This is a genomic window from Vibrio aquaticus, from assembly GCF_003970385.1.
GTDB classification, from domain to species: domain Bacteria; phylum Pseudomonadota; class Gammaproteobacteria; order Enterobacterales; family Vibrionaceae; genus Vibrio; species Vibrio aquaticus.
Genome location: NZ_RXZH01000001.1, coordinates 1,179,095 through 1,193,144 on the forward strand (window position 1 = coordinate 1,179,095; position 14,050 = coordinate 1,193,144).

Annotated in this window: 11 protein-coding genes; 7 read left to right on the forward strand and 4 right to left on the reverse strand. The window is 45.4% G+C overall.

What is annotated here, in order from left to right; translation table 11 throughout:
• Positions 1 to 5 precede the first annotated feature (5 nt).
• Complete coding sequence (locus EJ063_RS05030) at positions 6 to 656, reverse strand: transglutaminase-like cysteine peptidase (RefSeq protein ID WP_126573120.1); 651 nt, start codon at positions 654 to 656, stop codon at positions 6 to 8.
• A gap of 89 nt (positions 657 to 745) precedes the next feature.
• A complete protein-coding gene (locus EJ063_RS05035; RefSeq protein ID WP_126572899.1) occupies positions 746 to 2,137 on the reverse strand; it encodes an HlyD family type I secretion periplasmic adaptor subunit in 1,392 nt (463 codons plus the stop codon).
• A 215-nt stretch (positions 2,138 to 2,352) separates the two neighbouring features.
• Between EJ063_RS05035 and pdxH the strand changes: the two genes are divergently transcribed.
• A complete protein-coding gene (gene pdxH / locus EJ063_RS05040) occupies positions 2,353 to 2,988 on the forward strand; it encodes a pyridoxamine 5'-phosphate oxidase (RefSeq protein ID WP_126572900.1) in 636 nt (211 codons plus the stop codon).
• A gap of 60 nt (positions 2,989 to 3,048) precedes the next feature.
• On the opposite strand, the gene EJ063_RS05045 is transcribed toward pdxH, so the two are convergent.
• Together EJ063_RS05045 and EJ063_RS05050 are read right to left on the reverse strand one after the other, a co-directional pair.
• Positions 3,049 to 4,875 carry a formylglycine-generating enzyme family protein gene (locus tag EJ063_RS05045; RefSeq protein ID WP_126572901.1) on the reverse strand — a complete coding sequence of 609 codons (1,827 nt, stop codon included), beginning with the start codon at positions 4,873 to 4,875 and terminating at the stop codon, positions 3,049 to 3,051.
• A gap of 141 nt (positions 4,876 to 5,016) precedes the next feature.
• A complete protein-coding gene (locus EJ063_RS05050) occupies positions 5,017 to 6,114 on the reverse strand; it encodes a PEGA domain-containing protein (RefSeq protein ID WP_126572902.1) in 1,098 nt (365 codons plus the stop codon).
• Between the two features lie 491 nt (positions 6,115 to 6,605).
• Here EJ063_RS05050 and EJ063_RS05055 point away from each other — a divergent pair, with 491 nt between their 5' ends.
• The 6 genes from EJ063_RS05055 to EJ063_RS05080 all read left to right on the forward strand — a co-directional run bounded on the left by EJ063_RS05055 (position 6,606) and on the right by EJ063_RS05080 (position 14,024).
• Positions 6,606 to 7,421, forward strand: a complete 816-nt coding sequence (locus tag EJ063_RS05055; protein ID WP_126572903.1) for an AraC family transcriptional regulator — start codon at positions 6,606 to 6,608, stop codon at positions 7,419 to 7,421.
• A 187-nt stretch (positions 7,422 to 7,608) separates the two neighbouring features.
• A complete protein-coding gene (gene putA / locus EJ063_RS05060; protein WP_126572904.1) occupies positions 7,609 to 10,728 on the forward strand; it encodes a bifunctional proline dehydrogenase/L-glutamate gamma-semialdehyde dehydrogenase PutA in 3,120 nt (1,039 codons plus the stop codon).
• 22 nt (positions 10,729 to 10,750) lie between these two features.
• Positions 10,751 to 11,449 carry a 1-pyrroline-5-carboxylate dehydrogenase gene (locus EJ063_RS05065; RefSeq protein WP_126572905.1) on the forward strand — a complete coding sequence of 233 codons (699 nt, stop codon included), beginning with the start codon at positions 10,751 to 10,753 and terminating at the stop codon, positions 11,447 to 11,449.
• A 69-nt stretch (positions 11,450 to 11,518) separates the two neighbouring features.
• Positions 11,519 to 13,006 (forward strand): sodium/proline symporter PutP, encoded by a 1,488-nt coding sequence (putP, locus tag EJ063_RS05070; protein WP_126572906.1) that lies wholly within the window; start codon positions 11,519 to 11,521, stop codon positions 13,004 to 13,006.
• Between the two features lie 204 nt (positions 13,007 to 13,210).
• The gene (locus EJ063_RS05075; RefSeq protein ID WP_126572907.1) at positions 13,211 to 13,447 is read left to right on the forward strand and encodes a hypothetical protein; all 237 of its coding nucleotides are present in this window, start codon (positions 13,211 to 13,213) and stop codon (positions 13,445 to 13,447) included.
• A gap of 100 nt (positions 13,448 to 13,547) precedes the next feature.
• Positions 13,548 to 14,024, forward strand: coding sequence for an Lrp/AsnC family transcriptional regulator (locus EJ063_RS05080; RefSeq protein WP_126572908.1), 477 nt, complete (start codon positions 13,548 to 13,550; stop codon positions 14,022 to 14,024).
• Positions 14,025 to 14,050: the final 26 nt, after the last annotated feature.

The window sequence follows — 14,050 nt, forward strand, 5'->3', positions numbered from 1 at the left end:
ATTGCCTACTCATCATAATTAATTTTAGGTTTGTTCAACTTGAGCGATTTCTCGCGGGCACGAAGGTCATTCCATAGACTTAATCTTGAAGACTTCCCTGCCAGTTGTCCTTGTTTTGACTTCATTAACCACAAATTCTTACCGTTGAAACTGTATATCGGTAGCAAATCTCGGCGAGCGGATGCTTTTTTGATTTGTGGGTTAATGTTGTCTAACAGTATTGGCTCTGCACTGGGCTTAGAGTAGTAGGCCAATACCATATGAAATTGATTTAATTCAATGGCTTTAACATACACTAGACGGAGTTTCCGATCTGAGACACCTAATTCAAGAAGAGAGAAGTACTTAGCGATTGTGAAGTCTTCACAGTCACCGGCATTACTTCCTAAAAATTCGAGCGGTGTGGCCCAGTAATCGTTTTTGCCCCATAAGTTGATGTCATTAACGAAATAAAGTTGGTTGAAGAAATTGTTCACTTTAGTGAGCTTGTCTCGTTCGGAAAGTCCTTTGTATTGACTCATTTCCTTACGCCAAGTCTCCACCCTTTTTCCAGCTCTATCACCGTAAGTTCTTTTAACCGCGTCCACCCAACGTTGCTCTTGGGTATTAAGAGCAAACGATGTTGTTGACGCTAGCAACAGTGCGCAAAGCGCAATTGCGGTAGTAAGCCGTTTATGACTTTTCACTATCACTGCCGAGTGGTTGAGATGTTTGACGGCTATTCACGTGTCATTCCTTTTCCTGTTTATTCTTTAAGGGCATTGGTTTGTGCGCTTAGGATAGGCTTTAACAGATATTCCAATATGGTGCGCTTGCCGGTAATGATATCAACAGAGGCTGTCATACCAGGGATAATAGGTAGAGAGTTCTCTGTACCTAAACTGGTCTCTTTGGTACGAACTCTGACTAAATAGTAGCTGTTCCCTTCTTCATCGGTCGTGGTATCGGCACTGATATGTTCTAACGTGCCTTCTAAACCGCCATATTTGGTAAAGTCATAGGCGCTGAACTTTACGATGGTTTGAAGATCAGGGCGCAAGAAAGCAATGTCTTGCGGTGCGATCTTCGCTTCAACTAGCAAAGTGTCTTCACTAGGCACGATCTCCACAATGTCCATGCCTGGCTGGATAACGCCGCCTACGGTATTTACATTCAGTGTTTTGACGGTACCTGTCACCGGAGAAGTGACAATCGTACGATTGACTCGATCTTCCAGTCCAATCGTAGATTCGGTTAATGATGAAAGCTTATCTTGAGCTTGGTTAAGCTTCTCTTGCTGCTCTGAACGAAACTTTTGCGCGGTATCGATTCGGCTTAGCATGGCTTCACGAATAGCCGATTTCAAGACCGGCACTTTCAGTTCGCTTGACGTGAGTTCACGGCGGGTATCGTTCACTTGGCGTTGAAGTTTGAGTAGTTCGATTTTAGGCACAACCCCTTCGTCAGCGAGAGGGCGAGTGATCTCAAGTTCTTTATTCGCAAAACGGTAGCCATCACGCAGGTTACGAACACGAGCTTGAATCTCGACCAAGTCTTGCTGCTTTTGTTTCACTTGCTGATCGATAACCGAAATTTGGTTACGTAGCTTGTTTAAGTCTTGACGATATTCAGCGCGTTGACGTGCGACGAGCTCGGGTTTGTGCTCGTTAAGAACGGGCGGGAAAGCGAGTTTATTGAAATTAAGTTGAACGTTGGTTTGCCAATTAGTTTCATCAAAATCTTCGTTGATCACCACACTCGTGATTGAAGCAGAAAGCTGCAATACACTGGCGGTTAAGTTTGCGACTTGTTGTTCGCGTTCACGATAATCTGAACGGAAGCGAGTATCATCGATAAGCAGAAGCTGCTGACCTTTTTCAACCGTTTGCCCTTCACGAACAAGAATTTCTTTGACTAAACCGCCTTCAAGGTTTTGCACTACCTGAATTTGGGAGGAAGGGACGACCTTACCTTGACCAACGGTGACCTTATCTATTTCTGCCCACGAAGCCCATACGCCCGCAAGAATGAAGAACAACACCATGACCCATAGCATCACTCTGGCGCTATTTGGTGTGTTCAATAGAAGTGCAGCAGTCTTGTCATCGACATACTCTAACTCGTCCGGAGTGAGCTTGTCATAACCGCTCTTGCTCATGGGTGTCCCTCGAAAATGTTCTTTATTTTATTGATTTTATTACTCATCTAACCAAATGTTAAGTTTTTGGTGTAAGAATAGTTTTCTTAAATAGTATACACCGTGATTTTCGTTGTCCTAATGGATAATCCAAAGTCGATGTTGACGCGTAAAAACTTGAGTTATTTAAGGTAAGAGCGCACAATCGTTGCAAAAATTTCGCTGAGGAGAAAAAGATGGAGCTTGAAGATATTCGCCGCGAATATACGAAAGGTGGTTTGCGAAGAAAAGATCTGCTGGCAGACCCGATCGCCCAATTTAACTTTTGGCTTAAACAAGCGGTAGATGCAAATTTAACCGATCCCACCGCCATGACGGTGGCAACGGTTGATGCAACAGGCCAGCCTTTCCAACGCATTGTATTGTTGAAAGACGTGAACAGTGACGGCTTTATTTTCTATACCAACTTAGGTAGCCGTAAAGCTCAGCAGATTGAAGCCAATTCGAAAGTCAGTCTTCATTTTCCGTGGCATCCGCTAGAGAGACAGGTACACATTACGGGTGTGGCTGAAAAACTCACGGCTGTAGAGAACATGAAGTATTTTTCTTCTCGTCCAAAGTCGAGTCAGCTTGCTGCCATCGCGAGTAAGCAGAGTAGCCGTATTTCTGCACGTGGCGTGCTAGAAGGGAAATTTTTAGAGCTAAAGAAAAAGTTTGAGAGTGGTGAGATTCCAGTACCGAGTTTCTGGGGTGGCTACCGTATCAGGCCTGAAAGCATTGAGTTTTGGCAAGGTGGTGAGCATCGCTTACATGACCGATTCTTATTCTCCCGAGAGCAAGAACAATGGCATATTGACCGTTTAGCGCCATAAAAATAAAAAACGCCGCTGATGTTCAGCGGCGTTTTGTTTTGGTCGGTATTCGTACTCAGACTATCGGATGTCGCGCACGACTCTGAAACCTAAGTAGTTCGCTGCAGAAGAGCTTGAAAGATATAGCTGCTTATCTGCTGCCGCCATTTCAGGAGAGAAATTCCACGCGCCCCCTTTTGCCATGCCTTGTGGGTTGCTCGTCCATTGCCAAACATTACCCACGGTGTCGTAAACACCTAAGCTATTCGGTTTGAATGCACTTACCGGAGATGTACTGATATTTGACCAAGGAGTGCCACTCCACCCCGTATTCACTTCGCCGCTGCGGAACTCATTACCCCACCAATATTTTTCATGGCTGCCAGCTCGTGATGCGATTTCCCACTCATCTTCGGTAGGGAGTCGGTAAGATAGGCCCGTTTGTTTGCGTAACCAATTCGTGTAGGACTGCGCATCATTTTTGCTAACACACACCACTGGAGAGTTAGGGTATTGCTTAAAGCCTGGATCTCTCCAGCTGCTGTTTTCTACTGGAGTTACCTCACCTTGGAGTAGGGCAGTACACGTATTCTTTAGCTCAGCATCGGTCTGATAGCCTGTTTGCTCGACAAAGGTCGTAAACTGACTGACGGTAATCGGAGTGGCACCAAACGCGAAAGCATGATCAAGGTGAACCTGATTCGACGCGTTTTCACCGGTGTAGTAAGTGCCTGAAAGAATCGCAACCATTTGAGGCGCTTTACCAAGCTTACCTTGCATTACATCGGCAAATTTGTCGCCTGAACGTAGAGGGTTACTCTTCTCAGTTAGTTGAGCTCTTAACGAAGAATCAGATTTAACCGACACTTGCTTGGTGAAAGGGTGGTAGCCCTCTTTTTGAACGACAACGTTGTGAATACCGATTGGTAGCATCACTTCGACCGGAGTGCTGCCGTAGTTGACACCATCGATAGTGACCTTATCGTCGTAAAGGTTCGAGCGAATCGCTAACGTTACCCAAGCGATTTCTTGCTCGAACTGAGGTGCGATGTCTAATTCTCCAGGAGCAAAGCAGTATTGGTTATCAACGCCTAACAATTGACAGGCCACTTTGGCAGATGGACGTGCTTCGAGTGTCACATCCATCAGCGCACGGTAACGTTCACCGTCATAGAAGCCGCTGCTGGTGGTCTTATGTCTGACGATATGAATGTTGAGTGAAGATTCTCTGAGGTTACGTTCAACCAGAGCTTGCTCTGTTACTTGGTCAATAACTTGCGCTCTAAACTGTTTTACGGACTTTTGTAGTGCTAATGCTTGGGTCTGCTTGTCACACTGTGCCAAGGTCAAAGAAGCTTGGCAGCGGTTAGTGAAGCTGATCGAGAGAGTGTTGGGCTGAGTCAGCTCTTGACGCAACTGCTCAACACGTGCGCGCGCTTTACTCCCTTCAAGCTCGGTAATCACCGCAATCTTTGCCTCAACATTACGATTTGCTTGGGCAAGCTTAGCTTGGGCTTCAACGAGCTCTTGTTCAGTAGACAGGCGAGATTTTTGATTCTGTTTTACGTGAGACCAAGCATCTTGATAACGTTTTTGAACCTCAATAAGGTCAATGCCAGGTTCGTTTTCAAGCTTTTGGTAGGTCTCTTCGAGCTGCTGCTTAGCTTTCGAAAATTCCTTGTCGAGGGCTTCTGCCTCTTTGCCTAATACCGCCAAGCGGTCATTTTTCTCCGCTACATGACTTTGCTCGGTTTGTAGCGCTTGCTTTAGGCCATTGAGCTCATCATGTTGCGTGAACAATTGATCGTCAATTTGTGTGACGGAGTCTGATGTCTCTTGTGCATTTGCCGAAGGCAAAAATAGACACGGAGATAATGCTATTAAGAGGGCAGATAAACCTGGGCGCATTGAACTTCTTCTACATCTTGTTACTGATTAATCGGTATATTCTAAACGAAAATGCCACTTTGTCTTAAGTTATCGTTGGTTAACGTAAGACAAAGTGGCATTTTTAGATCATCTTTGTGAAATCGGTTGAGATTTTAGCACTTAGCCATTAGGGCGAAGTTTTACCCAAACGGTGTCACTCGCACTGACCGTAATAGTTCGGTTGTACGTTTGGTAGCCATCTTTTGACACCGTTACTTGGTGTTGACCGCGTGGTAGAACGACTTCTACCGGAGTGCTGCCATAGTTGATGCCGTTGATCACAACACTGTCTTCATATTGGTCTGAACGAACAGTGACGTTCACCCAGTTTTTGTCTTGTTTCTTTGGCGCTTCTGCTTGGCTGCCTTTTAGACAGTATCGCGTTGACACGTTAAGCAGTTTACACGCTGCTGATGCTTCTGGTCGCGCCTGAAGCTGTGCTTGCATTTGCGTGAAGTAGCTGTTGTTGCCTTCGAACCCAGAACGCAGCACTTGGCTTTCTTGAACATGAACATTGAGCTGAACACCTTTTGCGTTCTGCTTAGCAATGTTCGATTCCGTTAGGTTTTCCATCAGCTTAGATTTGAACGCTTTAACGGCTTTCTGTTTAGTAAGGTACTGACCTTGGCTAGTACATTCACCCAGTGTCATGGTCGCAGAACAGGTCGTTTTGTAGCTAGTTTCAATCACATCGCTTTCACGAAGTTCAGCTTCAAGGCGTTTCACACGCGCTTCTACTTTCTGCTCTTTCAAATATGAATATTCACTGTTTAAGCGCGCTTGCTTTTGCTTAACTTGCGAAAGGCGCATTTTGCTTTCAGTGATCGCCTGTTGGCTTTCAAGCAACTCTGACTGGTTCGCTTTTACTTCTGACCAAGCGTCTTGGTAGGCTTTCTGGAAAGACATTAAGTCAATCTCTGGATCGTCCAGTAGTCGACTGTACTGCTTGTCGAGTGCAGACTTGGTGCGATTGCGCTTAGCGTTTAGCTCTTGTTCGCTGCGTTTAAGTTTACTGTTTTCATTCTGCAGTTGTTGTAGGCGTTCTGATTCAGAGCTGTACTCTGCCGCCATCGTATTGATTTCTGTTTCTTTTGTATCAATTTTATTTTCGATTTCAGATACTGGGTCAGCCTGTACAGATTCTTCAGCATGAATCGAAGTAGTAACCCATACCGGGCTTAGCGCAAGCAAAAGCGCTGGAATGCGACGTGTGATCATAATTCCCTGCAAACTATATAACGTTTAATTATCTGTAAAAAATAGGACTCTGTGCATCTTTCTGCTATTTGCACGCTAAGCAAAGCAAAAGACAAACTTTTGACGTTCCCTATCCTCAGTGCCTTAATGGTCTATTTTTTCCAGCTTCTCAACTTAACCTGAGAATGATTTCTATAGCTAACATTATCTGATCTAAAGATAATTTATGTTTAGCCATAATCATTTTGGGCAGATTGACAAAATATGCAAGTAAAGAATCGAGAACATCATTAACTAACCCCCATAGAAGTGACTACAGCCGTAATTTATGTGCACTTGATCATTCTTCCGGTGAACGAGATGGTTGTTTTTTCACCGCTCCGGCCTTTGTTTATAGAATGTCTGTCTAGCTTGGTTGTTTTCGAATATTTGTGCTGGTGTAAGAAATTTCGAGTTACATCACTTTTGTTATACCATGTAACGCATAGCTCAACCTGATATCGTGGTGGATTATGTCCCTCTTTTTAGATCTCCATTTAGCGACTGACACTGCCAAAGAATTGTCACCTCGCCCGGCACAACTCGTCACTTTGCCTTCATATATGGAATGTCATGACCACAATTACACCCAAGTGGTGATCGGCCTAAAAGGGCAGGCTGAGTTTGAAGTGAGCGGCTTGGGCAATTTGGTGGGCCCCGGACAAGGTTGTGTTGTGACATCAGGCAGTGGCCATGCTTTTGGTGGCGTAGTGGGGCAATCCGATATCCTCGTCCTGAATATGCCGATGCCCAATGCAGATGACCCTCTTATGTTGCAGCGTCTTAATGATTTGAACCAAAAAGAGATCTACTTTCAATTGGATGGACAGATCCAAAAACTGATTCAAATGTTGGTTGCTGAAATGCAGTCGAACCCAGAAGATATGTTATTGAGCCGAGCGTGCAGTGATACCGTAGTTGCCCTAATGCAGAGACATATGATGGCATTTGAAACGGTTCGTAAAGACTCTCGCTTTGATCTTGAAGTCATTGACCGCTATATAGAGCAGCACTTAAGCCAAAAGATATCGGTAACCCAACTCGCTGGCAGCGTTTTCCTCGGTGAGAGTCAGTTCCATTCACTGTTTAAAGGTCAGATGGGTATTACCCCTCATCAATACGTACTCGGTAAACGGATTGATATGGCTAAGCAGTTGATTGAGAAAGGCCACTTAACGCTTGGTCAGGTCGCTGAGTTTACCGGCTTCTCTGGTCAAAGTACTTTCACTCATACCTTCTCACGTTTACAGGGAATCTCTCCCTCTCAGTACAAGAAACAATTTGGTTAAATAAGATAATTTTTACCATATATAATTTTGCTTATTTGGATGTGACACTGTTTTTATTTTGTTAATAATCGTGGTTTTTAGCAAAAAACTCGGAGTTTTTGACAAGTAATCTTCTCGGGCTCAAAATACACTGCAAGCCATTGTAGGAAACCCAAACTGAATTTGGGTGTGAGACTGAGGAAAACGCATGTTTACAGCGACTGATGTGTTAAATACAGAGTTTGTTGAGCAGCCGCTTAACAAGCTGTGGTCGTTGATCTCGCCACTTTATATGGTGGACGAATCACAATGGCTTGAGCAACTTCTGCCACTAGCAACCCCGACGGATGAAGAAAAAACAGCGACTGCGGCGAAAACGACCCAGTTAATCGAATCAATCCGTGCAGATAAAAAATCGATCCAAATGATTGATGCGTTGCTGTTGGAATATAGCCTTGATACTCAAGAAGGCATTCTTTTGATGTGCTTGGCGGAAGCGTTGATGCGTATTCCTGACTCAGCAACGGCAGATGCTCTTATCCGAGACAAGCTGACTGTCGCTGATTGGAAATCGCACCTTAAAAATTCAGATTCAGTGTTTGTTAATGCCTCCACTTGGGGCCTAATGCTTACGGGTAAAGTGGTTGGTCTTTCTGAAAATGAATCTCAAAGCCCTACCAGTGCCGTTAATCGTTTAGTGAACAAGATGTCTGAGCCAGTGATTCGCAAAGCGATGCACCAGGCGATGAAAGTGATGGGGCACCAGTTTGTACTTGGTCGTAGTATTGCGGAAGCGCAGAAGAATGGTCGCCCAATGCGAGACAAAGGTTTTACTTACTCGTATGACATGCTGGGCGAAGCGGCATTAACTACCGCGGACGCGAATAAGTACTTTAAAGATTACTTAATGGCGATTGAAGCTGTTGGGCGAGATGACTACGCTCAAGCTAAAAGCCCTGCGCCTTCCGTATCTATAAAACTTTCCGCCCTTCATCCTAGATATGAAGTCGCGAATGAAGAGCGAGTTCTGACTGAGCTGTATGATACTTTGCAGCAGCTTCTTCGCCGTGCCGTTGAGTTAGACGTGGCGATCACGATCGATGCTGAGGAAGCGGATCGACTAGAGCTTTCGCTAAAACTGTTTGAAAAAGTGTATCGCAGCGAGCTTGTGCAAGGTTGGGGCAAGTTTGGCCTCGTAATCCAAGCGTACTCAAAACGTGCATTACCCGTTTTAGTGTGGCTTAACGCGCTGGCGAAAGAACAGGGCGATCTTATCCCACTTCGCTTAGTAAAAGGGGCGTATTGGGACAGCGAGATCAAATGGTCTCAGCAAGCAGGCTTCACTAACTATCCTGTTTACACTCGCAAAGAAGCGACTGATGTTGCGTACTTAGCGTGTGCACGCTTCCTATTAAGTGACAATGTGCGTGGCAATATCTTCCCTCAATTTGCCAGCCACAACGCGCAAACCGTCACTTCTATTGCAGTGATGGCTCAACACAAAGATTTTGAATTCCAACGCCTCCATGGCATGGGTGATTCGCTCTACAACCATGCAATGGAAGCTTACCAGCAGTCGGTTCGAATTTATGCTCCAGTAGGCAGCCATAAAGATCTGCTGCCTTACCTTGTGCGCCGTCTACTTGAAAATGGTGCTAACAGTTCGTTTGTACACCGTTTGGTTGATGCTCGTTGCCCAGTAGAAAGTCTGACTCAACACCCAGTAGATATGCTGCTAGCGTTTGACACACTCAACAACACACAGATTCCACTGCCGCCGGCAGTCTTCCCAGAACGTAAAAACTCGCTTGGGATAAATGTTGATATCGAAAGTGAAGCCAAACCTTTTGAACATGAAGTGGAAAGCTTCCTGAGCAAAACATGGACGGCTGGTCCTATCATCAACGGTGAACAACTCGCCGAAAGCATGATCAAGGAAAACGGCAATGTTGAGCAGGTTACCGCACCTTATGATCGCCGTATTAACGTTGGTCAGGTCGCGTTTGCAAGCCTAGAGCAAGTGACGAAAGCGATTGAAGGCGCAGAGCAAGCGTTTCCTGCTTGGCAAGCCTTACCTATTCAGCAGCGTGCTGAAAAACTGGATACTTTAGCCGATCTTCTTGAAGAGCATTTGGCGGAGTTAGTTGCGCTATGTCATCAAGAAGCAGGCAAAACAATTCACGACAGTATTGATGAAGTGCGTGAAGCGGTCGATTTTTGTCGTTACTACGCAAAACAAGTCGATGGGCTCGGTGAATTTTCAATCACGGGCTTTGATGGTCAAGAGCGAATTGCGTCACGCAAAGGCCGTGGTGTGTTCGTGTGTATCAGCCCTTGGAACTTCCCACTGGCGATATTCCTAGGACAAGTAACAGCGGCGCTTGTTGCGGGTAATACCGTTGTTGCTAAGCCAGCTGAACAAACCAGTTTGATCGCAGCACGAGCGGTAGAGTTGATGATCGATGCAGGCTTCCCTGCGGGTACTGTCCAACTTCTCACTGGCCGCGGTGCGGAAATTGGGTCAGCGCTGACTTCTCATACTGCAATTGCGGGTGTGGCGTTTACCGGCTCAACCGCAACAGCGCAGCGTATCAACCAGACATTGGCTGAGCGCGATGCTTCACCGGTTCCATTCATTGCGGAGACCGGTGGTCAAAACGCGATGATTGTCGACAGCACCGCGCTTCCAGAGCAAGTTGTCCGTGACGTTATTCGCTCGGCATTTGCTTCGGCAGGTCAACGCTGTAGTGCATTGCGTGTTCTTTATGTTCAAGAAGACATTGCTGACCGTATTGTAGCGCTGATTCAAGGTGCGATGCAGGAACTAAGCATTGGCAAACCTTATCTTCATTCGACAGACGTAGGCCCGGTTATTGATGCTGGAGCGAAAGCGAAGTTATTAGCACACATTGAGTTGATGACAAGTACGGAAAAGAAAGTCGCGCAGCTTGCCCTGAAGGAAGACCAAGAATACGGTGACTTTGTTCCACCAACGGCGTTTGAAATTGGTGATATCTCTTGTCTCAAAGAAGAGCAGTTTGGCCCGATTTTGCATATCGTCCGCTTTAAAGCGAGCGAACTAACCAAAGTGGTTGAGCAAGTCAATGAAACCGGTTTTGGTTTAACCATGGGTATCCACAGCCGTAATGAAACCACGTACCGTTGGATTGAAAAACACGCTCGCGTGGGTAACTGCTACATCAACCGAGATCAAGTAGGTGCAGTGGTTGGCGTACAGCCGTTTGGTGGCCAAGGGTTGTCAGGCACGGGTCCAAAAGCGGGCGGTCCTCATTACTTGTTCCGTTTCACTCAGTCACAGTTTTCTTAATCGATAGGCAAGGAGAAAGATTATGGTTCATCAAGTAACGCGCTTTTCTGATGCTTTTTCGGCTTGGGAAAATTGGAATTTAACGGATTTTGATTCTAAAAGTGAGTGTTTACTCGCTTTTAAACAGGCACTGCAATCAGCACAGCCTGAGTTAGCCGCGGTGGTCTCTTACCATATTGAACAAGCTTCTGCATTACTCGCAGTGACGCATCAATTGGTTGGGCCAACGGGTGAAACTAACGAACTTTACACCGCAGGTCGTGGTGTCGCTCTTGTGGTACAGGACAGTACAGAAGAGCAAGCGAAATTGGCGGTAGTCGCTCAACTTACCGCTGTATTGGCTTCAGGGAATAGTGTCATCTTATGCAGTGATGACACTAAGCTAAGTCAAGAGTTGGAGGCGGCTTATGTCCAATCTTCATTGCCAACCAATTTAGTACAGTTTGCTGCGCTGGATGCTTATCATCAGTTGCTTGATTCAGATGTACGCAGTGTCGGCTATGTGGGTAGCGGGGAAGTCGAGAAAACCATTAACCGACAATTGGCAAAACGAACGGGCGCGATTGTGAGTCTAACGTCTGAAACGGATCTGAGCAGTATTCCTGTTGCGCATGATCCGCATTTAGTGCTGAGGTTTATCACTGAACGCACAAGAACTATAAATATAACAGCAGTGGGTGGTAACGCGACCTTGTTAGAACTTGGCAGCGACGCTCACTAAACTTCAATGTTTTGCCCTCGTTTTCGGGGGCATTCAGGGAAGGCGATCTTTTAAAAGAGGACAAATCAAATGGAAAATAGCTTTGCTATTACAACCACGTTTATTGCGTATCTAATACTGATGCTGGCAATTGGCGTTATCGCATATCAACGAACGAAAAGCTCAAGTGACTACTTTCTTGGCGGTCGTTCATTAGGCCCTTGGCCGGCGGCATTGTCTGCTGGTGCATCGGACATGAGTGGTTGGCTATTGCTTGGCTTACCGGGTTACGCATATGCAGCTGGTATTGAAGCGTTTTGGCTTGCGGGTGGCCTATTAGTAGGTACTTGGTTGAACTGGCTAATCACAGCAAAACGACTGCGTACTTACAGCATTACTACTGACGCATTGACTCTGCCAGAATTCCTTTCTCGCCGATTCAATGACAACTCAAAGATGATTCAGGTAATTTCTGCTTTCTTCATCCTTTTATTCTTCCTTTTCTACACAAGCTCAGGCTTAGTAGCGGGCGGTAAATTGTTTGAAACGGTCTTTGGCTTAGATTATACAACAGCCGTTATTATCGGTACGGTATGTGTGGTTTCTTACACCCTATTTGGTGGTTTCCTAGCGGTTTCTTGGACTGACCTAGTACAAGGACTGTTAATGTCTGCAGCGCTACTTATCGTGCCTATTACCGCGATGGAAGGCGGTTTTGGCCAGCTAAGTGGTGATTTAGCGAACATCAATCCAGAGCTTCTTACTCTTTGGAACGACTCGAAAGGTGAACCGTTGACTGCAGTTGCGATCATTTCACTGGTTGCCTGGGGCTTAGGTTACTTTGGTCAGCCTCATATCTTGGCTCGTTTTAAAGCAGCACGTTCGAATAAAGACCTGACAACGGCTCGTCGTATTGCTGTGATATGGACGGCGCTCTCGATGATTGGTGCGATGCTAGTGGGACTTGTTGGTCTTATTTATGTGAATAACTCAGGCGTTAGCATTGATGATGGTGAAAAAATCTTCATGTTACTTGTGAATGCTATGTTCCACCCTGTTATTGCGGGCATCTTGCTTGCTGCGATTCTAGCGGCCGTTATGAGTACTGCGGATTCACAGCTTCTTGTTTCTTCATCAGCACTGGCTGAAGATTTCTATAAGCAAGTGTTCAAGAAAGACGCAACCTCTGAGGAAATCGTCATGGTAGGCCGCGTTGCCGTTATTGGTATTTCAGTTGTTGCTCTAGTCCTTGCTATGACTCCAGATAGCTCTGTTCTTGGTCTTGTTTCTTACGCATGGGCGGGTTTTGGTGCAGCATTTGGTCCTGCATTGGTGCTTAGCCTTTACTGGGAGCGCATGAACCGTAATGGTGCGCTAGCGGGTATTCTTGTTGGTGGTATCACGATTGTTGTATGGAAGCAGCTGTCTGGTGGTTGGTTCGACGTGTACGAAATTGTACCTGGGATTATCTTCTCGACGATTGCGATTGTTGGTATTAGCTTGATGACCGGTGAGCCTGAAGAGAAAGTGAAGTCACAGCATGCGACCTTCAAAAAACAGCTTGTTGAACTGGACTGATCCTCGTTAAACAAGATTTCGAATTAAGCCCCGTTATTCGGGGCTTTTTACTGTCTCGCAGAAGCTAGTCGATATGTCGATGTTCACCAGACTATTATTTGGACAGAACTCACACTTTATAAACTTTAGTATAAGTCTTTGGAACTCCCACCGACATAATGTGTCCACTATCAGTAGCACACTGATTCAACGGAGAGAATACCCATGCCAAAGATGCATTGCCATTGCTGCCAAAAAACGACTCATCACAAAGTAGTACTAAAGCGTTGTGATGAACAACAAGAGTCAGTACTAAAGTCTATGACTTGTTTTTTTGCAACGGTATTTAAAGGCGCTCATTATGTGAAGATGGAAAAACAAGCATTCTGTCGTGCATGCAATAGCCAGACAGCGATTGAATCTCAACAACAAGGTGTGTTTAGTGGCGTAAAAATCGCATAACCTTCACAAAACCTCTCTAATTTTCGGCGCAAATGTAAGTAGAAAAGTGCTTTTACACTACTATAGTGTTTTCCTACTTACATAATGATAAGAGTCGTCAATGGAATTAGATCGAATCGACCGCGAAATACTCCGAGCCTTAAACCTGAAAGGTCGGCTTCCTATTGTCGAGTTGGCAAAACAAGTCAACTTAACCACTTCTCCGTGTTCTGACCGTGTTAAACGCCTTGAAAAAGAGGGTTATATCAAGGGATATCATGCCGAGCTGAACCCTGAGAAACTCGGCTTAGATGTTCAAGTTTTTATTCATATCCGCTTAGACCAAACCAGCTTCTCTATTTTCGAAAAGTTTGCTGAGGCTGTCTCAGATATGCCAGAGATCGAAGAGTGCTATTCGTTGTCAGGCGACTTCGACACCATGATCAAGGTCAGAGTGAAAGACATGAAAGCGTATCAAAGTTTTATGTCATCTAAGCTAGGTACGCTTCCTGGAGTGATTCAAACGCGCAGTGAAGTGGTGATTGAAGAACATAAGACCAGCTTTGGTGTCAACGCAGACCTGATTGGAAAGCTATAATTGGCAACAGATAGAGAAAAGGGAAG

What these genes read in the sequence shown, in the direction of transcription:
- EJ063_RS05050 (WP_126572902.1), bottom strand. Translation starts at nt 6,114, where the DNA reads ATGATCACACGTCGCATTCCAGCGCTTTTGCTTGCGCTAAGCCCGGTA.
- putA (WP_126572904.1), top strand. Translation starts at nt 7,609, where the DNA reads ATGTTTACAGCGACTGATGTGTTAAATACAGAGTTTGTTGAGCAGCCG.
- EJ063_RS05075 (WP_126572907.1), top strand. Translation starts at nt 13,211, where the DNA reads ATGCCAAAGATGCATTGCCATTGCTGCCAAAAAACGACTCATCACAAA.
- EJ063_RS05045 (WP_126572901.1), bottom strand. Translation starts at nt 4,875, where the DNA reads ATGCGCCCAGGTTTATCTGCCCTCTTAATAGCATTATCTCCGTGTCTA.
- EJ063_RS05055 (WP_126572903.1), top strand. Translation starts at nt 6,606, where the DNA reads ATGTCCCTCTTTTTAGATCTCCATTTAGCGACTGACACTGCCAAAGAA.
- EJ063_RS05080 (WP_126572908.1), top strand. Translation starts at nt 13,548, where the DNA reads ATGGAATTAGATCGAATCGACCGCGAAATACTCCGAGCCTTAAACCTG.
- putP (WP_126572906.1), top strand. Translation starts at nt 11,519, where the DNA reads ATGGAAAATAGCTTTGCTATTACAACCACGTTTATTGCGTATCTAATA.
- pdxH (WP_126572900.1), top strand. Translation starts at nt 2,353, where the DNA reads ATGGAGCTTGAAGATATTCGCCGCGAATATACGAAAGGTGGTTTGCGA.
- EJ063_RS05065 (WP_126572905.1), top strand. Translation starts at nt 10,751, where the DNA reads ATGGTTCATCAAGTAACGCGCTTTTCTGATGCTTTTTCGGCTTGGGAA.
- EJ063_RS05035 (WP_126572899.1), bottom strand. Translation starts at nt 2,137, where the DNA reads ATGAGCAAGAGCGGTTATGACAAGCTCACTCCGGACGAGTTAGAGTAT.